Here is a 16692-nt window from a genome sequence, read left to right as displayed (position 1 = left end):
TCAGGGTTCTTCGTAGCGGACGTGCGTACGGATGGGAGCGCGTTCACGCTCGGGGACGGCCGTCGGTTCCCTCCTTCGAGGGAACGGGACCGCCCCCTCGAAGCGGAGGGCGAGGGCGGTCCGCGGGTGGCTGTCGGCGGCCGTCCGCGGCCCGGCCGGAGTCACGGGCCGGGCATCACGTGTCCGGCCAGGTGATCACGGCGATGACCTGCTTGCCGCGCGGCGAGCGACTGACGAACACTTCGGCGCCGAGCGCCCGGACGATCTGCAGCCCGCGCCCCCGGGTGGCGAGGGTCCCGTGGCCGTCGCCCCGCTGGGGCAGGGAGAGGGATCCGTCGCTGACGCAGATGCCCGCCCGGCCCCGCTCCAGGCTGATCGTGAGCGCGTACGGGGGCACGGCGTGCCGGACGGCATTGGTGACCAGCTCGGAGGCGATCAGCAGGATGTCGCAGGCGGTCTCCTGCGGGCAGCGCCCGGGGTGCAGGGCCAGGGTGCGCGCGGCGCTCCGGCGGGCTTCGCCGGCGGCCTGCGGTCCTGACGGCAGTGGGTGGTGCACGGTCCTCGGCCGCGCCGGGGATGCGATTGCGGTGTCCATGACTGTTCCTCGCTGTGCGAGCGGCCCCGGCGCCTTCGGACCGGACCGGGGGCCGGGAACGGACGGGGTTCCGGGGCCATGACCCCGGAACCCCTTGGTGCCTGGCCGGTGCTACCACTTGTCGTGGCAGTTCCAGTGGCCGGGCACCCAGTGGCTGGACCCGTGGCCGGGCACCCAGTGCTGCTTCCAGTAGCCCTTGCCCCACCAGCCGTCGTGCCAGTTGCCCTGGTGGTCGCGGTAGCCCTGGTGCCAGGTGCCGTGATGCCACTTCGATTCCCAGTGGCCCTTGCCCCACTTGTTGACCCAGTGCCCCTTCACCCAGGTGCACCGCTCATGGCGGTCCCACCGGTCCTGACGGTGGTCACGGTCCCGGTCTCGGTCTCGGTCACTGGTGAGCGTCGAGGTCACCGTGGCGGACTCGGCCGGGGCGGCGTTCGCGGTTCCGGAGATTCCCAGCAGCGATCCGCCGGCCAGCAGCCCGGCAGAGGCGGCCCCGACCAGCAGACGCCGCACATGCAGCGAACCGGTCATCGCACTCACCTCCTTCCCTTTCATCGGACGGTCGATGCAGCGGCCCCTTCAACCTCAGGAGCCTCATCAGGGATTCGCCACGAACAGGGCGAGGGATTGGAAAAACCTCATGGAGGAGCAAAAACCCCCGAGGCGAGAACCCTCATCCGCTACCGGCGAGTACCGCATTTGCTAGGAGAAATCGCTGGATCCGACTTACCTGCAGCCTTATCTGACTGATACATTCCGCAGGCGCAATCCGCACACCCCATCCCGTCACGGCTGTCCCCGATCTGGTCGACGCCGTGCCGGGCACCTCGGTCTGACCGAAGTCCCGAGAACCCATCCGGATGCGTCGGAGGCCGTGCGGCCATGGCCGCCTCCAAGCCGAGATCCACCTCCGAAGGGGAAATTCTGATGCGAAAGATGCTTCTGCGGCGGCCCGCCGCCGGAAAGGCGCTGGTCGTGGGCGCCCTGCTGGCCCTGGCCGTACCGGGAATCGCGTACGCCAACACGGTCGGCGTGACCGTGAAGACCCCGGGCGCCACCATGGGGCCCGGCTCGGCCTTCTCCGAGATATCCACCAACGCCACCTGCAGCAGCGGCCTGATCTCCGGTGGCGGGATCAACCAGGCCATCGGCACCGGCACCTCGTCGAACGGCAACAAGATCAACGGCACCTCGCCGAGCCCCGACGGCAGCACCGAGTACACCGGCTCCACCGGCGTGGTCGGCACCGACGTCGCCCACTGGCTCGGCATCGGCGGCAGCGGCGGCGCCGTGAACGCCTCCTTCTCCAGCACGCCGTACGCGATGTGCTTCACGAGCAACCTGATCAACCACACCCAGGTGGTCATGAACAAGATCGCCGGACCCACCACCAGCGGAACGGTGGGCCTGGTCACGGCGACCTGCCCGGCCAACACCCGCCTGATCGGCGGCGGCGCCCGCATCACTCCGGCCAGCGTCGGCAGCCTGAAGCCGATCGCGAGCTTCCCCACCTTCAACGACTCCGCCCACGCCTTCGGCCAGAAGGCCGCGGCGGACGGCGAGACGAACCCCGACTCCTGGAGCGCGGTCGGCTGGAACGGAGGCGGCGGCAACAGCAACAACCGCTCCCGTTGCTTCACTGGCGGAAACCCCCCTGTCAGACCGGAAAGGTCGGTGGCGCGAATTGGATCTCAACACGGTGCTCGACGTGCGCGACGCCCGCCGCCGCGAACCCTGGCGTCCCGGTGACGCCTGGCTCGGCGGCGGCACCTACCTCTTCTCCGAGCCCCAGCCGCACATCCGCCGTCTGGTCGACCTCTCCCGCATGGGCTGGCCGCCCCTGTCCTGGCAGCCCGACGGCTCCCTGGACATCGCCGCGACCTGCACCATCACCGAGCTCGCGCGGTTCGCCCGGTCCCTGCCGACCACGGCCGCCCCGCTCTTCGAGCAGTGCTGCCGGGCCTTCCTCGCCAGTTTCAAGATCTGGAACATGGCGACCGTCGGCGGGAACCTCTGCAACGGCCTCCCGGCCGGCCCGATGGTCTCCCTCACCGCCGCCCTCGACGGCACCGTGTTCCTCCAGGGCCAGGACGGCGCCACCCGCCGGCTGCCCGTCGTCGACTTCATCCGCGGTGCCGGCGTGAAGGACCTGCGCGAGGGTGAGCTGCTGCGGTCCGTGCGGCTGCCCCCGAACGCGCTGGACTCCCGTACGGCCTTCCGCCAGGCGTCCCTGTACGGACTCGGGCGCTCGGGCGCCCTCGTCATCGGCGCCTGCGACCCCGCCGACGGCTCCCTGGCGGTCACGGTCAGCGCCGCCACCGTCCGGCCCTTCCGCTTCTGGTTCGCGCTGCCGCCCACCGCCGGCGAACTGCGCGCGGCGATCGACGGCGCCGTGCGGCCCGACGAGTGGTACGACGACATCCACGGACTGCCCGCCTGGCGGCGCCACATGGCCCTGCGCCTGGCCGAGGAGATCCGCCGCGAGCTCACCCCTGAGGGACACCGATGACGTACGAGATCGAGATCAACGAGCGGCGTTTCGACACCGAGCCGCGGGCCGGCCAGTGCCTGCGCACCTACCTGCGCGAACGCGGCTGGTTCGGCGTGAAGAAGGGGTGCGACCAGGGGGACTGCGGTGCCTGCACGGTCCACGTCGACGGCCGGCCGGTGCACAGCTGCCTCTACCCGGCCGTGCGCGCCGAGGGCCGCTCGGTCACCACCGTGGAGGGACTCTGCTCCCCCGGCGGCGAACTCCACCCGGCGCAGCAGCAGTTCCTGGACGCCCAGGGCTTCCAGTGCGGCTTCTGCACGGCCGGTTTCCTGATGACCACGGCCGCCCTCCAGGCCGAGGAGGGCACCGCCCACGACGACGGCAAGCTCCAGGACCTGCCGCGCGCCTTCAAGGGCAACATCTGCCGCTGTACGGGCTACCGGGCCATCGAGGACGCGGTGCGCGGGGTCAAGCACACCGAGCGTCCCGAGGCGGGGCAGGCCGTCGGCAAGTCACTGGGCGCGCCGGCCGGCCCGCAGGTGGTCACCGGAACCGCCCGCTACACCTTCGACGTCGAGGTGCCCGGGCTGCTGCACATGAAGCTGCTGCGCTCGCCGCACCCGCACGCCCGCATCGTCTCCATCGACACCACAGACGCCCTGCAGGTCCCCGGTGTGCATGCCGTGTTCACCCATCACGACGCCCCCGACCGGCTCTATTCGAGTGCCCGGCACGAGCACCCCACCGAGGACCCGATGGACACCCGGGTCCTGGACGACGTGGTCCGCTTCGTCGGCCAGCGCGTGGCCGCCGTGGTCGCCGACAGCGAGCAGGCCGCCGAGGAGGGCTGCCGCCGCGTGGTCGTCACGTACGAGGAACTGCCGTACGTGACCGACCCGGAGGAGGCCATGCTCCCGGGCGCCCCCGTCCTGCACCCCAAGGGACCCGAATCGGGGATCCTCCGCGCCGGGAACAACGTGTGCGGCGAGGTCCACAACACCATCGGCGACATGGAGGAGGGGTACGCGCAGGCGGACGTCGTCCACGAGGAGACCTTCCGGACGCAGCGCGTGCAGCACGCCAGCCTGGAGACCCACGGCAGCGTCGCGTACTTCGAACCCAAGGAGGAGGGCGACGGAGAGCGCATCACCGTCCGCTCCTCCACACAGGCGCCGTTCCTGACCCGGCGGGCGCTGTGCGCCCTCTACGACCTGGGCGAGGACGAGGTCCGCGTCGTCGCGGGCCGCGTGGGCGGCGGGTTCGGCGGCAAGCAGGAGATGCTCACCGTGGACAGAGGGCTGGCTCACCGGGACGGGCACGGCGGTCGCGATGATCGCGACCGGCCCGCCCGGCGGCCACTTCGCCGACGCACGGGTCAGCCTGCTGCGCGACGGCACGTACGACATCGCGGTGGGCACGGCGGAGTTCGGCAACGGCACCACCACCGTCCACAAGCAGATCACCGCCGGTGCGCTGAACACCACCGTCGACCGGATCACGGTCCGCCAGTCGGACACGGACGTCGTACACCACGACACCGGCGCCTTCGGCTCGGCCGGCACGGTGGTGGCCGGCAAGGCCGTGATGCTGGCGGCCGACTCGCTCGCGGAGCGCCTCAAGACCTTCGCGGCCCGCCACACGGGCGTGGCCCGGCACCTGTGCAGACCGGGGGCCGAGTCCTTCGACTGCGCGGGCCGCGTCGTGACCCTCAAGGAGCTGTACGAGGCCGCGTACGACGGGGGCAGGCTCGACGAGATCGCGGCGGACGGCCACTGGAGCGGCTCCCCGCGCTCGGTGGCCTTCAACGCCCAGTGGTTCCGCCTCGCCGTCGATCCGCACACCGGCGAGATGAAGATCCTGCGCAGCGTGCACGCGGCGGACGCGGGCAAGGTCATGAACCCGATGCAGTGCCGCGGCCAGGTGGAGGGCGGCGTCGCGCAGGCGCTGGGCGCGACCCTCTTCGAGACGGTGCGGGTGGACGACCGCGGGGAGGTCACCACGGCAGCCTTCCGCCGCTACCGGCTCCCGCAGTACGCGGACGTCCCGCGCACGGAGGTCCACTTCACGGAGACCTCCGACGCGATCGGGCCGCTCGGCGCCAAGTCCATGTCCGAGAGCCCCTTCAACCCGGTCGCCCCGGCCTTCGCCAACGCCTTGCGGGACGCGACCGGGGTGCGCTTCACCGAGCTGCCGGTGACGAGGGACGTCGTCTGGCAGACGATGCAAGCAGAGAGAGGCCAGAACACGCTCAGATGCGACTCATATGGTGAGATCGGGATCGCATTTACGTTTCCGGAATGACGAGATCTGGGCATCGGGCCCGTATGGCGAAACTCCTGCTGCACGGTGACCTCGACCGCCCGGCCCTGCTCAGCGTCGCGGACCTGCGGGCATGGGAACCGCACCGCGCCGAGGTGGTGTTCGACTGCGCGACCAACGGTCCGCAGCACCACGTCTTCGAGGGCGTGCTGCTGCGCGACGTGGTCGCGGGCGCGGGGCCTGGCTTCGACGCCCGGCGCCGCAAGGACCGGTCCCGCTTCCTGCTGGCCGTCAGCGGCGGGGACGGCCACCACACCGTCCTCGCCTGGGCCGAGCTCGACGCCGACTTCGGGGACAGCCCGGTGCTGCTGGCCACCCGCCTGGACGGGGCGGACCTGGACGAGTCCGGGGCCCAACTGGTGGTCCCGTCGGACCGGTGCGGGGCCCGCTACGTCAGCGCCGTCACGCACGTGTGGTTCGGCGCCCTGGCGGCGCCGGTCCTGTGAGCTCCGCGTGCGGATCAGGTGGTGGCCAGGGAGATCTCGGTCGACTTGATCAGCGCCACGACCGGGGAACCGGCGGCCAGTCCCAGCGCCCCGACGGCGTCTGCGGTGACGGCCGCGGTCAGCTCGCCGCCGTTCACATTGACCTTCACGGCGGCCATGGCCGGGCCGGTGGCGACGTCGGCCACCGTGCCGGTGATCTGGTTGCGGATGGAGATGTTCTCGACCGGGCCGGTGGCCAGGGCCACCTCGGTGGCCTTGACGAGCGCCTTCACCGCGGAACCGGAGGTGATGCCCAGGTCCTTGACGGCGTCGGCGGTGATCGCCGCGGTGATCTCCTGACCGCCCTCCAGACGGACCTTGACCGTCGCCATGGCCTCGCCGACGGTGACGGCGGTGACGGTGCCTGCGATCTGGTTGCGGATGCTGAGACTCATGAAGGTTCGACCTCTTGGGTAGGCGCTCGGCGCGGTCCGAACGGGCCGCACGGACCGACCGTAGGGCCGCCCCGTCCGCTCCGCGCCGACCCCCTCGCATCTGCGGACCACAACCACCCGACCGGCTGGCCCCTGCGCGCGGGGCCTCCGCATGGACGAGCCCTGATGGCCCGCCACCGGGCCCGGTGCTTCACTGAGGAACATGCCATTCGACCGCTACGGCGTGCTGTCCGGGACCCTGCACCACCACTTCCGCGACACCCCCGACACGGAGGGCTCCTGGTACCACGTCAACCTCCGGGTGGACGCGCCGGACGGGCGGTACAAGTGCGCCGTCGACGTGGACAGCCACGACTCGGACACCGGCGTGCAGTGGAAGACCTTCACCGTGGACGCGTCGGCGCTCGGCCCGGTGGCCGCACTGGCCCCCGGCTACCACGAACTCGCCCGTACCTCCGGGTCCGGTGCCCTCGACTACATCCGTCACCCGGCCCTGCGCCGGCGCCCGGACTGGCCGGCCTGGCTGCCCGGCCCGGTGCGTCAACTCCTCGACCGGCTGCTGAAGTCGTCCCCGCCCTGGACCTCCGGCTCCAATCTCGAGGCAGCCACCGCCTTCGAGCCGATGCTCGTCGTCGGCCGCCCGATCCTGGTGTTCGGCGAACCCTTCGCCTCCGGCCCGGGCATGCACAACATCCACCAGAACCAGGGCGACCCGTACGGCAGCCGGTGGTGGCCCGAGAATGGCGTCTGGCAGGACGGCGGGACCATGACCCGCCGCCCCGACGGCCGCTACGACGTCTTCCTGAACAAGTTCTCCAGCCAGAAGGACCACACGGACGCCGACGGCCATCCGGTCTGAGCAACTCCGGTCCCCGTACGGATTTCGGCCCTCGCGGGAAACGTTCCCGGTCGGCCGGGAACCCCCGGCGCCCCTCATCCGACTACTCCCGCGTGGGAGGCGGATCTTCGCCTTCCCGCGCAGCGGAGGAGGGGTGTGATGGGCGGGCTGGATGTGCGCATGCGGGAGGTCGTGTGCCGGCACGGCCGGATGAAGGCCGTCGCCGACGTCGATCTGGAGATCGCCGCCGGTGAACGCGTGGCCCTGACCGGTACCAACGGTTCGGGCAAGACGACGCTGCTGCGCGCCGTCCTCGGCCTGCACCGCCAGACGACGGGCTCGATCCTGGTCGGCGGCCGGGAGGGCCGTTCGCCCGCGGAGTGGGCCTGGCGGCGCCGGGCCTGCGCCTGGATCCCGCAGAAGCCGGCCGCGGGCCGCTTCCCGCTGCTCGGTGCCGAACTGCTGGCCGCCAGCAACGCCCCGGCGGAGGCGGCCGAGGCCGCGGAGCGGCTCGGCGTGGGTCCGCTCGTCGGGCGACCCCTGCACACCCTCTCCGGCGGCCAGTTGCAGCGGATGTACCTGGCCCGGGCGATCGGATGCATCGCCGCGGGGGCCGAGTTGCTCCTGGCGGACGAACCGACCGCCGCCCTCGACTTCGACGGGCAGGTGGAGGCCGCGGACGTCCTCACCTCCCTGCCGGTGACGCTCATCGTGGTGACGCACGACCGGGCGCTGGCCGACCGCTGCGACCGCGTACTGGAGATGGCCGCGGGCCGGCTGCGGGAGGTGCGGTGATCCTCGCCACCGCCGACCTCGGTGAACTCCTCCAACTGCTGCCCGTGCAACGGGCCGGCGTGGCCCTGCTGCTGGCCGCGATCGGCCTGCCGGTCATCGGTGTGGTCATCGTGGGGCTCGACATCATGCCGGTGCGGTTCGCGATGATGCACGTCGCCCTGCTGGGCATCGCCGTCGGGCTGCTCACCGGACTCGACCCCATGCTGTGCGCGCTGGTGGCGTGCGCGCTGGCCGGTGCGGGCGTGGCGCCGCTCGCCCGCACCCCGGACGGGCTGTCGGGGGCGATGGGCCTGCTGATGAGCCTGGCCATCGCCGCGGCGCTGCTGCTGCTGGCCGTGTCGGGGGTCAACGCCTCCGGCGCCTTCGCCCTGTTGTGGGGGTCGATCCTGTCGGTGGGCCCGGCCGACCTGGTCGTCCTGGGCGTGCTGGCCGTCGTCGTGCCGGGCCTGTTCTGGTGGCGGCGGCGCGAGATCGGCCTGCTGCTGTACGACCGTGAACTCGCCCAGTGTTCCGGCGTGCCGGTGCGGGCGCTGACGGCCGCGCTGCTGGTGCTCGTCGCCATCGCCGTCGCCGGGGCGATCAAACTGACCGGCGCCCTGCTCGTCGACGCACTGACCCTGCTGCCCGCACTCGCCGCACGCCGACTGGGCAGCTCGCTGAAGTCGATCACCCTCTGGGCGGTCGGCATCGGCGTCGCGGTGAATCTGACCGGGTTCCTCCTGGCCCTGTGGCTGGACTGGCCGCCCGGCCCGGTCCTCGTCCTGACCGCGGGGGCACTGGTCCTCGCGGTGCATTTCATACCTGAACGGAGAATCAGCTCATGGCGCGCACCCGCGGCCGTATCCCTTCCCTCCTCGCACTGAGCGCGGCCCTCTGCCTGACCGCGGCGTGCGGCAGCGACAAGGCTTCCGACGCACCGGCCACGAGCGGCGGCGAGGCGAAGAAGGACAAGCCCGTGGTGGTCGTGACCACCACCTGGGAAGGTGCCTTCGCCAAGGCCGCCGGGGCCGAGGACGTCAAGGTCATCGTCCCGCAGTCCGTCCACCACGCCCCCGACTACGACCCCAAGCCGTCGGACCTCGCGGCCGTGGCCAAGGCCGACTTCGTGCTGTACGCACCGTTCGAGCCGTACGCGGCGAAGATCAAGGAGGCGGCGGGCTCGAAGGCGAAGCTGGTCGAGGTGGAGCTCGACAACGATCCCACCAAGGTGTCCGCCGAAGTCGCCCGGCTCGCCGGTCTGTTCGGCACCCCCGAGGCCGCCACGCAGTGGAAGACCGGCTTCGACACCGAGTACACGAAGCTGAACAAGGACGTCCAGGCCGCCTGGCCGGGCGGCCGGAGCCCCGCGGTGGTCACCCAGGTCTTCACCGCCTGGGCCGCGAAGCTCGCCGGCGCCACCCCGGTGGGCACCTACGGGCCCGAGGCCGTGACCCCGGCGCAGCTGGCCGAGCTCGCGGCGAAGAAGCCTGAGCTGGTGCTGGACAACGCGCACATGTCCACGGGCACAGTGCTGCCCGACTCCGGCGCCAAGCAGGTGAAGATCGTCAACTACCCGGGCGAGGATCTGGATCTGCTGGCGGTCTACCGCAATGCGGCGGCCGAGCTGAAGAAGGCCATGGGCAGCTCCTGAGCACGACCCCGGCCCCCGCACGGTGCGGGGGCCGGGGTACTCAGCAGGCCGTCCAGGGAACGCGGCAGGCGTGGGCGGCCGTTTCCTCGGGGCACAAGCCACTGATCACCGTCCGGCGGATCACCCGGTGCGCCCGTCGGGAACACACCAGGCGGACGCGCAGCTCGACCGCTCGCCGTTCGCCGCTGCGCTGCCCCGGATGTTCCACGGCCCACTGGTGCGCGAGGAAGTCGTACGCGTCCGCGGTCGACCCCTCGCCCCCGGGGAGGGAGTCCGCGACGGTCACGCTGGTGATCCGGGTGTGACGGGCGTTGCGGGAGCGCACGGCGTCCCGGGCGAGTCCTTCGACCCACGCCAACCCCTGTTCGTCCGCGTACAGACCGAAGGTCAGTCCGCGCGTCCTCATCGCGTCAGGCCCTTGTGGTGTTCGGCGTCGCCCTTGGTGAAGACCGTGGTGAACCATGAGTACACGGGGGCGAGCGTCGGCGACGCGGGCCAGCCGTTGACCACGGCGAGGAGCCGCCAGTAGCGCTCGGCACGGGGGTCGCCGGTCGTCCGCAGGCGGGCGAGGAGCCAGCGGCGCAGATCGCCCTCGTCGGCGCACTCGAAGGCGTGGGCGTAGAGGCCGCCCAGTGAGTCGGACAGGAACACGCCGCTGGCCGAGGCCGGCACGAGGCCGGCGGACACGGCCTCGGCGATCCGTTCGCGCATCGCCCGGTTGAGGGCGTCGTGCAGCGTGCCGACGCCCTGCCGGTCGGGCTCTTCGGCCTGCTCGTCGGCCATGCGGCGCAGCGCGGCACGGAAGTCCTCGTTCTGGCAGAGTTCCGCGAGCTCCACCCATGCCTCGACCTGTTCGGGCGTGGGATCGTCGGGAAGCTCGGGCGTGACGGATCGCATCAGGGTCTCGAACTCCGGGTTGGAGTGCGGGACCTCGAAGGCGTCGTCGACGAATCCGGAGAGGAGTCGACGTCGTTCGACCCGGGAGAGCGTGGCAAGTCGGTGCATGAGGTCCATCTCCACGGGGGTGGGGCCGCGTCGGGCGACCGCGCGGAGCACGGCCCGGCGCAGGCGCAGGGTACGGATCTGCACGTCCAGGGCGTTGGCGTGCGCTGCTGCGACGTCCGGCAGGGAGATCTCCCGGTCCAGGACGCGGCGGACGGTCGCGAGGTCGAGCCCGAGATCGCGCAGGGTGCGGACGAGGTCCAGACGTACGAGCGCGTCGGGGCCGTAGCGGCGGTAGCCCGCCGGGCTGCGGTCGGTCGGGGGGACGATGCCCCAGTCGGAATAGAACCGGATGGTCTTCACGGTGAGGCCGGTCCGGCGGGATAGGTCTCCGATGGAATGGAGCGCTTCGCTGTCCATGCCCCCAGCTTGGTGTCTCCCCCCACGGGAGACTCAACCAGGGCCCAGGGCTGGTTGCATGTGTGCGCAGCGAGGGGTCCCGGCGGCGGGCGTCCGGCCGCCGGGACCCGGACGTCATCCCGCCTGGGCGAGCGGCTGAGCCACCGAGGCGGTCGCCGCGAGGCGCTCGCGCAGCGCCGCCCGGTCCGGTTTGCCGGCCGCCGTCAGGGGCAGTTCGGCGATCAGGAGCAGCCGCTCGGGGTGCTTGCGCCGTTCCATCCCGCGGCGCGTGAGGTGTTCACCGAGGGAGGCGAGGGTGAGGGCCTGTCCGCCCCGGGGCACCACGCAGGCGGCCAGCCGCTCCCCCATCAGCGGGTCGGGGATGCCGACGCAGGCCACGTCCCGGACCTGGGGGTGCGCCGTGAGTTCGCGCTCCACCTCGGCCGGGCTGATGTTGGCGCCACCCCGGATGACGATGTCCTTGAGGCGGCCGACGACGTGCAGGACGCTGTCGGTGTCGAGGTACCCGAGGTCACCGGTGCGGACCCAGCCGTCGGGCGTGCGGTAGCGGGCGTCCAGGTCGGGGGCTCCCACGTAGCACAGCGGGGTCATCGGGCCGCGCGAGATGATCTCGCCGACGGCGCCGTCGGGCAGCGGCGCGTGCGTGTCGGGGTCGGCGATCCGGATCTCGGCGACCCGGGGGTCGGGATGGCCGGCGACGACCCCGGACCCGTCGGTGGGCGGCACCGTGTTGCCCAGCCCGGTGTGGCAGTTGACGCCGTCGGCGGAACCGTAGAGGTTCACCACCGGGCAGCCGAAGGCCCCGGCCGCGGCGGCGGCGGTGGTCTCGTCGAGCGGCGCACCGCCGAGGACCAGCGCGGTGGGTGCGGGCAGCTTCTCGTCCGTCCCGTCGAGGCGTTCGAGCATCATGCGGACCATCGTGGGCACGCCGAGGATGTGCGTCGGCCGGTGGTCGCGCACCGCGGTGATCGCCGCTTCCGGGGTGAAGTGGTCGAGCAGGACGAGGGTGCCGCCGTGCCGGGCGAGGGTGACGGCGGTGCCGTTGGACCCGAAGGCGGACGCCAGTGGTACGAGGAAGAGGCAGCTCGGCGGGGTCCGGTCCGGCATGAGGGAGGCGAGGAAGTTCCCGCGCCCACCGGCCAGCGCGTTGTGCGAGTAGGCGATCATCTTCGGCTCGGCCTCGGAGCCGGAGGACACGAGGATGCGTGCGGCGCTGTCGGGATCGGACCGGGCGGGGACGAATCCACTGGGGTCGGACCGCAGCAGCCCCGACAGCTGAATCGTTCCTTCAGGCGTGGTTCCGGGGCCGGCGGCTATCACGTGGCGCAGGGCCGGAAGTGACGGGGCGAGCGTGCTCAGATCCGCCGCGTGCCGGAATTCCCGGTGCTCGGTGGCCGCGATGACGGCGACGGCCTCGGCGCGGCGCAGCAGGCACTCCGCTTCCAGGACGCCCCGGCCCACCGGGAAGGGGAGGGCGATCGCGCCGAGCGCGGCGAGCGCGAGATCGGCGATGACGGCGAAGCGGTTGTTGGGGAGTTGCACGCCGACCACGTCGCCGGGGCCGATCCCCAGTTCCCGTAGACCGGTGGCCAGACATCGGACCTTGCGGTCCAGCGCGGTGTAGCAGAGCTTGCCCTTGGCGTCGATGACGGCCGTCCGGTGCAGGTCGGCGATCTGGCGTGCCCGGAAGAGGCTGTAGAGGTCGAGATCGGGGCAGGTCCCGTCGACCACCCAGGACCGGCGGAGTTCGGCGGGCAGCAGGTCGTGCAGTACGAGCCGGTCGGCGGTCATACGAAGCTCCAGGGGTCGGGGACTGTGGGGGCGCCGTGCGCGTCGCGGCTGATCGAGCCGGTGAAGCGCGGATCGTGGTGCAGATCGGACAGTTCGGTGGTGACCGCGGTCGCGGTCAGCCCGTGCTCGTGCAGCCGGGCCAGGGCCTCGGTCGTGGACAGGCGGCCCAGGTCGTGGGCGGCCACCGCGCGGGCGTCGGCGTCGGCGGGCGCGATCCAGCCGTCCGCCGTCGGCCGCGGCCGCCGGAAGCCGGCCGCTCGCCGGGGGTTCTCACCGCGGGCCGCCCGGCGCAGGGCGGGGGCGGTCAGCGTGTCGGCCGCGCCGAGCAGGGAGGAGTCCACCCGAACGCCGTGGCCGGTGCGTTCGCGCAGCAGCAGTCCGGCGAGGACGGCCTCGGCGCCCAGCAGTCCGCCCAGCACGTCGAGCAGGGTCATCAGCGAGGGCGCCGGGGCCTCGCCCTCGGGGCGGACGGCCTCGCCGACCCCCGTACGGGCCTGGACCATGAAGTCGGTGCCCATGGGGGCGTCCGCGACCCGATCGGCCCAGCCGCTGGTGTACGCGTAGACGAGCGCGGGATTGACCCGTGCGAGGTCCTCGGAGTCGAGGCCGAGCTCGGCGGCCTTGCCCGGCGCCCAGTTGTGCAGGAAGACGTCCGCCCCGGCGGTCAGCTCCCGCAGCCGGCGCCGGTCGGCCTCCCGCTTGATGTCGATCTCGACGGCCCGCTTGCCCCGGTTGAGGGCGAGCCAGCGCGCCGAGATGCCGGAGCAGGCGGGGGGCATGCCGCGCAGCGGGTCGCCGCCCGGCGGTTCGATCCGGATCACGTCCGCGCCGAGGCGCCCGAGCAGATGCGCCGCGAGCGGGGCCTGGATGCGGCGGCCCGCCTCCAGCACGGTCAGCCCGGCCAGCGGCCCGCCGGAGTGTGCCGCGTCGGGCAGCCGTGCCGACCTGGCGGTGAGACGTCCGGTGGCCGAGCGTGAGAGGGACCAGGGGGCGGCGCCGTCGTGTTCCGCGGCCCGTTCCGCGGCCCGTTCCGCGAGCGGGCGCAGGGCGCACACCTCGGCGCCGGAAGCATCGGCGGCCCGGCGGATCCGCTCCCAGCGGTGGGAGCGCGCTGTGGTGTGCAGGGCGGCCGGGAAGGGGGCGCAGGCGGTGGCGTAGCGGAACTGGAAGGGCCGCCAGCCTGCCCGCAAAGCGTCCGCGGGTGCCTCCAGGGCCTTCCAGAAGGCGGCCCAGGCGCCCGGATCGAGGGTCTCGAGTTCGAAGAGGACGCCGTCGGCAGAGGCGAACGGGGGTCCTCCGGCAGCGAGTTCGGCTGCTTCGCCCTCGTCGGCCCCGGCGGCGGCGAGGTACTGGGAGACCGCGAGCAGGCCCGCCCGGTCCGCGCTGGTGGTGACCGGGCGGGCGGCGCCGCCGCGGGCCTGGCCCACGAGGGCCGCGAGCAGCCCCTGCACGGCCAGGACTCCGGTGGCGGTGGCCGCGTAGTCGACGGCGAGGCCGCGCGGGCTGCCGTCGCGCCTGCCGTGTACGGCCATGATGCCGGTCGCGGCCTGCACCGTGGCCTCGTCGGCGAGCCCGCTCAGGGGATCCGCCCAGGTGGCCGTCGCGTGCGCCGGGTCGAAACCGCCGCCCGTGAGCGTGGTGACGGCGGCGCGGCCGGTGGACGCGTCCCCCGGTCCGGGGCCGTCCGTCCGCGCGCCGAGCAGCTGCAGGTGATCGGCGACGACGCTCGTGATCTGCGGGGCCCCCGAGGTGTCGAAGCGCAGTGTGTCGAGCGGCCGGACCGTCTGCGTGGTTGCTGGTGACGCCATGCCTCTCCTCTCCTGGCGCGGCGGTGGCCGGCGCCCGGGTCTTACCGAATCTGGGGAACCCGGGAGCGTCCGCACCCGACCAGTTCCACGGACAGGGAGTCGGTCGGCCGTTCCCGCGAGTTCCCGGGAATGAGGAGGAAAGAAGTGACGGATCCAGGCACGGACCACACCTCGGACGTGCAACAGGCGTCGGGGCCGGATGAGTTGAGGGAGCGGGTCGACCGGTTCGTCCGCACCCGGGTGATCCCACGGGAGGCCGTGCTGGACCGCGGCGGGTCCGCGGCGGCCGAGGTGCTGGCCGAACTGCGCCGCCAGGCGAAGGAGGAGGGCCTGTGGGCGCTGCCGCTCCCGGTGGAACTGGGCGGTGGCGGGCTGGGATTCCGGGCGTACGCCGCGCTGGCCGAGGCGGAGGGGGCCAGTGACCACGGTCCGGCCGCGCTGGGGTCCGCCCCGCTGCTCGATGTGACGATGCTGGCGCGGCACGGGGGGAGCGCGGTCCGCGAGGCGTACCTGAAGCCGCTGGTCGCCGGGGACCTGCGTACCTGCTACGCCATGACCGAGCCGGACGTGCCCGGCACCGACCCGTTCCGGACCGCCACCCGTGCCGAGCGCGGGCCGGACGGCAGCTGGCTCGTCACCGGCCGCAAGTGGTTCACCTCCGGCGCCGCGGGCGCCGATCTGGTGACGGTCATGGCCCGGACCGGTGGGAGCTCCGGTGACCGCGAGGGGCTGTCGCTGCTGCTCGTGCCCACTGCGTCGCCCGGTTTCCGCGTCGTGCGCGAACTGCCCGTCCTCGGTACGGGGGGCCAGTACGAGATCGAACTCGACCGGGTCCGGGTCCCGGCCGACCACCTCCTCGGCGAGCCCGGCGACGCTCTCACCATCGCCGGTGAGCGGCTGCAGCTCGGCCGTACGCTGCGCTGCCTGCGCTGGCTCGGCCAGGCCCGGCGCGCCTTCGACCTCATGTGCGAGCGGGCCGCCACCCGCTGTGGATCCCGCGGGCCCCTCGCCGACCAGCAGCTGGTCCAGAGCCACGTCTTCGACGCCCTGCTCGCCCTGCGCACCACCGGCCCCCTCGTCCACGAGGCGGTGGCCCTGATCGACGCCGGGCGGGACGCGCGCACGGAGGTGGGGCTCGCCAAGGTTGCGGCCGCGCGCATGCTCCAGCAGGTCACGGACTCCGCCATCCAGGTGCACGGCGCCGCCGGGCTCGGTCCCGACACCCCGCTGCCGGCGCTCTTCCGTACCGGACGCGCCGCCCGCATCCTCGACGGGCCGGACGAACTGCACATCACCTCCGTGGCCCGCCGCGTCCTGCGCACGTACGGGCAGGAGCCCAGCCGGCAAGGCGGCCCGGACACCCCGTAGAGCTCGTCCTGCCGGGCGGCGCGGGCCCGGCCGGATCGGTCAGACGAGTCGGCTCAGGCAGTCTGCCGCCACCCGCCGCCCTCCACGGCCCAGCCTGTGATCTCGGGCTTGACCGGAGGGAGCGCCCACGGGTCCAGGGTTCCGTCGCAGAGCTCCGCCAGGAACTGGACCATGCCGCCCTCGTAGTGCCACCAGGGGCCGTTGCGGGAGCAGATGGTGACCGGCCAATGCTCGGGATCGTCCCCGAGCACACTCCAGAGGAACCCGTCGCCCTCCTGCGAGTCTCCCCAGGACATCAGGCTCGTCGAGGCGAGCTCCGCGGGTCGCAGCTCGGCGGGGTACGCGGAGTCCAAGCCCTTGAGTTCCTCGTCCGTCGCCTTGGCCCAGCCGCTTTCCTCTCCGGGCCAAGGGGTGCAGACGCCCAGGAAGTCGTCCAGTCCGAAGGCCGGATACCACTCGGCGAGCGACTTGAAGTCGGACGGCAGAGCCGTTCCGAGTCGTTCCTCGACCGCCTTCCAGTCGAAAACGGCCGGTTCCTGCCGACGGAGTTCCACCAGCCCGGGGACAGTGCGTTCCAGTACGGCGATCGCCTCGTCCGGGTCGAGGATCCTGCGTACCGGCTTCTGGGTTCCTATGAGCTCTTCCACGGACGCAGCCTGCCAGACGGATCCGACAATCCTACTGCTGGGTGATCCGAAGGAAACGGCCTGCGGACACGACCTAGTGCTGTGGCCGGAAAGGTTTGCCGGGTCGCGGCGTCCGGTGCGGTGCATCGCAAGGCGGAGGGCCGCGGCTCGTACTGGACGTACCAGCAA

At 72.5% G+C, this 16692-nt stretch carries 16 protein-coding genes and 1 pseudogene; 9 read left to right on the top strand and 8 right to left on the bottom strand.

What is annotated here, in order from left to right; all coding sequences use genetic code 11:
- Positions 1-175 precede the first annotated feature (175 nt).
- Positions 176-595 carry an ATP-binding protein gene (locus tag ACWGE1_RS32605; RefSeq protein WP_453424059.1) on the bottom strand — a complete coding sequence of 140 codons (420 nt, stop codon included), beginning with the start codon at positions 593-595 and terminating at the stop codon, positions 176-178.
- 111 nt (positions 596-706) lie between these two features.
- Entirely contained in the window at positions 707-1126 is a 420-nt protein-coding gene (locus ACWGE1_RS32600) for a hypothetical protein (RefSeq protein WP_453424058.1), read from the bottom strand.
- Between the two features lie 396 nt (positions 1127-1522).
- Between ACWGE1_RS32600 and ACWGE1_RS32595 the strand changes: the two genes are divergently transcribed.
- The 4 genes and pseudogenes from ACWGE1_RS32595 to ACWGE1_RS32580 all read left to right on the top strand — a co-directional run bounded on the left by ACWGE1_RS32595 (position 1523) and on the right by ACWGE1_RS32580 (position 5851).
- The gene (locus tag ACWGE1_RS32595) at positions 1523-2344 is read left to right on the top strand and encodes a hypothetical protein (RefSeq protein WP_453424057.1); all 822 of its coding nucleotides are present in this window, start codon (positions 1523-1525) and stop codon (positions 2342-2344) included.
- Positions 2280-3104, top strand: coding sequence for an FAD binding domain-containing protein (locus ACWGE1_RS32590; protein WP_453424056.1), 825 nt, complete (start codon positions 2280-2282; stop codon positions 3102-3104). The genes ACWGE1_RS32595 and ACWGE1_RS32590 overlap by 65 nt, the downstream gene beginning before the upstream one ends.
- A pseudogene (locus ACWGE1_RS32585) lies at positions 3101-5387 on the top strand (molybdopterin-dependent oxidoreductase). Before ACWGE1_RS32590 ends, ACWGE1_RS32585 begins: the two are co-directional and overlap by 4 nt.
- Before the next feature lie 23 nt (positions 5388-5410).
- Entirely contained in the window at positions 5411-5851 is a 441-nt protein-coding gene (locus ACWGE1_RS32580; RefSeq protein WP_453424055.1) for a molybdopterin-dependent oxidoreductase, read from the top strand.
- Positions 5852-5865: 14 nt separating this feature from the next.
- Here ACWGE1_RS32580 and ACWGE1_RS32575 read toward each other — a convergent pair whose 3' ends face one another.
- Positions 5866-6285 (bottom strand): TOBE domain-containing protein, encoded by a 420-nt coding sequence (locus ACWGE1_RS32575; RefSeq protein ID WP_453424054.1) that lies wholly within the window; start codon positions 6283-6285, stop codon positions 5866-5868.
- Positions 6286-6487: 202 nt separating this feature from the next.
- On the opposite strand from ACWGE1_RS32575, the gene ACWGE1_RS32570 reads away from it, so the two are divergent.
- From ACWGE1_RS32570 to ACWGE1_RS32555, 4 genes are all read left to right on the top strand, one after another.
- On the top strand, positions 6488-7144 hold the full coding sequence (locus ACWGE1_RS32570; RefSeq protein ID WP_453424053.1) for a DUF2278 family protein: 657 nt from the start codon (positions 6488-6490) through the stop codon (positions 7142-7144).
- A 138-nt stretch (positions 7145-7282) separates the two neighbouring features.
- Positions 7283-7918 (top strand): ATP-binding cassette domain-containing protein, encoded by a 636-nt coding sequence (locus ACWGE1_RS32565; protein WP_453424052.1) that lies wholly within the window; start codon positions 7283-7285, stop codon positions 7916-7918.
- Complete coding sequence (locus tag ACWGE1_RS32560) at positions 7915-8781, top strand: metal ABC transporter permease (RefSeq protein WP_453424051.1); 867 nt, start codon at positions 7915-7917, stop codon at positions 8779-8781. Before ACWGE1_RS32565 ends, ACWGE1_RS32560 begins: the two co-directional genes overlap by 4 nt.
- On the top strand, positions 8739-9548 hold the full coding sequence (locus ACWGE1_RS32555; protein WP_453424050.1) for a metal ABC transporter solute-binding protein, Zn/Mn family: 810 nt from the start codon (positions 8739-8741) through the stop codon (positions 9546-9548). The genes ACWGE1_RS32560 and ACWGE1_RS32555 overlap by 43 nt, the downstream gene beginning before the upstream one ends.
- 40 nt (positions 9549-9588) lie before the next feature.
- Here ACWGE1_RS32555 and ACWGE1_RS32550 read toward each other — a convergent pair whose 3' ends face one another.
- From ACWGE1_RS32550 to ACWGE1_RS32535, 4 genes are all read right to left on the bottom strand, one after another.
- Positions 9589-9954, bottom strand: a complete 366-nt coding sequence (locus ACWGE1_RS32550) for a hypothetical protein (RefSeq protein ID WP_453424049.1) — start codon at positions 9952-9954, stop codon at positions 9589-9591.
- On the bottom strand, positions 9951-10910 hold the full coding sequence (locus ACWGE1_RS32545; RefSeq protein ID WP_453424048.1) for a MerR family transcriptional regulator: 960 nt from the start codon (positions 10908-10910) through the stop codon (positions 9951-9953). Before ACWGE1_RS32545 ends, ACWGE1_RS32550 begins: the two co-directional genes overlap by 4 nt.
- Positions 10911-11024: 114 nt before the next feature.
- Positions 11025-12701 (bottom strand): class I adenylate-forming enzyme family protein, encoded by a 1677-nt coding sequence (locus ACWGE1_RS32540; RefSeq protein WP_453424047.1) that lies wholly within the window; start codon positions 12699-12701, stop codon positions 11025-11027.
- Positions 12698-14509: a CoA transferase gene (locus ACWGE1_RS32535; RefSeq protein ID WP_453424046.1), complete on the bottom strand. Its 1812-nt coding sequence runs from the start codon at positions 14507-14509 to the stop codon at positions 12698-12700. The genes ACWGE1_RS32540 and ACWGE1_RS32535 overlap by 4 nt, the downstream gene beginning before the upstream one ends.
- A gap of 144 nt (positions 14510-14653) precedes the next feature.
- On the opposite strand from ACWGE1_RS32535, the gene ACWGE1_RS32530 reads away from it, so the two are divergent.
- Positions 14654-15877, top strand: a complete 1224-nt coding sequence (locus tag ACWGE1_RS32530) for an acyl-CoA dehydrogenase family protein (protein WP_453424045.1) — start codon at positions 14654-14656, stop codon at positions 15875-15877.
- A 53-nt stretch (positions 15878-15930) separates the two neighbouring features.
- Here the strand turns inward: ACWGE1_RS32530 and ACWGE1_RS32525 are convergent, their stop codons facing one another.
- Entirely contained in the window at positions 15931-16524 is a 594-nt protein-coding gene (locus tag ACWGE1_RS32525) for a hypothetical protein (protein WP_453424044.1), read from the bottom strand.
- Positions 16525-16692: the final 168 nt, after the last annotated feature.

It is taken from the genome of Streptomyces sp. NPDC054932, from assembly GCF_053610205.1.
Note: the sequence above shows the minus strand (reverse complement) of the source record. Positions and strands in the feature narration are given on the sequence as shown.

Bases quoted from the DNA above. Each gene is read 5' to 3' on its own strand.
- ACWGE1_RS32605 (WP_453424059.1), bottom strand. From the start codon at position 595: ATGGACACCGCAATCGCATCCCCGGCGCGGCCGAGGACCGTGCACCAC.
- ACWGE1_RS32600 (WP_453424058.1), bottom strand. From the start codon at position 1,126: ATGACCGGTTCGCTGCATGTGCGGCGTCTGCTGGTCGGGGCCGCCTCT.
- ACWGE1_RS32595 (WP_453424057.1), top strand. From the start codon at position 1,523: ATGCGAAAGATGCTTCTGCGGCGGCCCGCCGCCGGAAAGGCGCTGGTC.
- ACWGE1_RS32580 (WP_453424055.1), top strand. From the start codon at position 5,411: ATGGCGAAACTCCTGCTGCACGGTGACCTCGACCGCCCGGCCCTGCTC.
- ACWGE1_RS32575 (WP_453424054.1), bottom strand. From the start codon at position 6,285: ATGAGTCTCAGCATCCGCAACCAGATCGCAGGCACCGTCACCGCCGTC.
- ACWGE1_RS32570 (WP_453424053.1), top strand. From the start codon at position 6,488: ATGCCATTCGACCGCTACGGCGTGCTGTCCGGGACCCTGCACCACCAC.
- ACWGE1_RS32565 (WP_453424052.1), top strand. From the start codon at position 7,283: ATGGGCGGGCTGGATGTGCGCATGCGGGAGGTCGTGTGCCGGCACGGC.
- ACWGE1_RS32555 (WP_453424050.1), top strand. From the start codon at position 8,739: ATGGCGCGCACCCGCGGCCGTATCCCTTCCCTCCTCGCACTGAGCGCG.
- ACWGE1_RS32550 (WP_453424049.1), bottom strand. From the start codon at position 9,954: ATGAGGACGCGCGGACTGACCTTCGGTCTGTACGCGGACGAACAGGGG.
- ACWGE1_RS32545 (WP_453424048.1), bottom strand. From the start codon at position 10,910: ATGGACAGCGAAGCGCTCCATTCCATCGGAGACCTATCCCGCCGGACC.
- ACWGE1_RS32540 (WP_453424047.1), bottom strand. From the start codon at position 12,701: ATGACCGCCGACCGGCTCGTACTGCACGACCTGCTGCCCGCCGAACTC.
- ACWGE1_RS32535 (WP_453424046.1), bottom strand. From the start codon at position 14,509: ATGGCGTCACCAGCAACCACGCAGACGGTCCGGCCGCTCGACACACTG.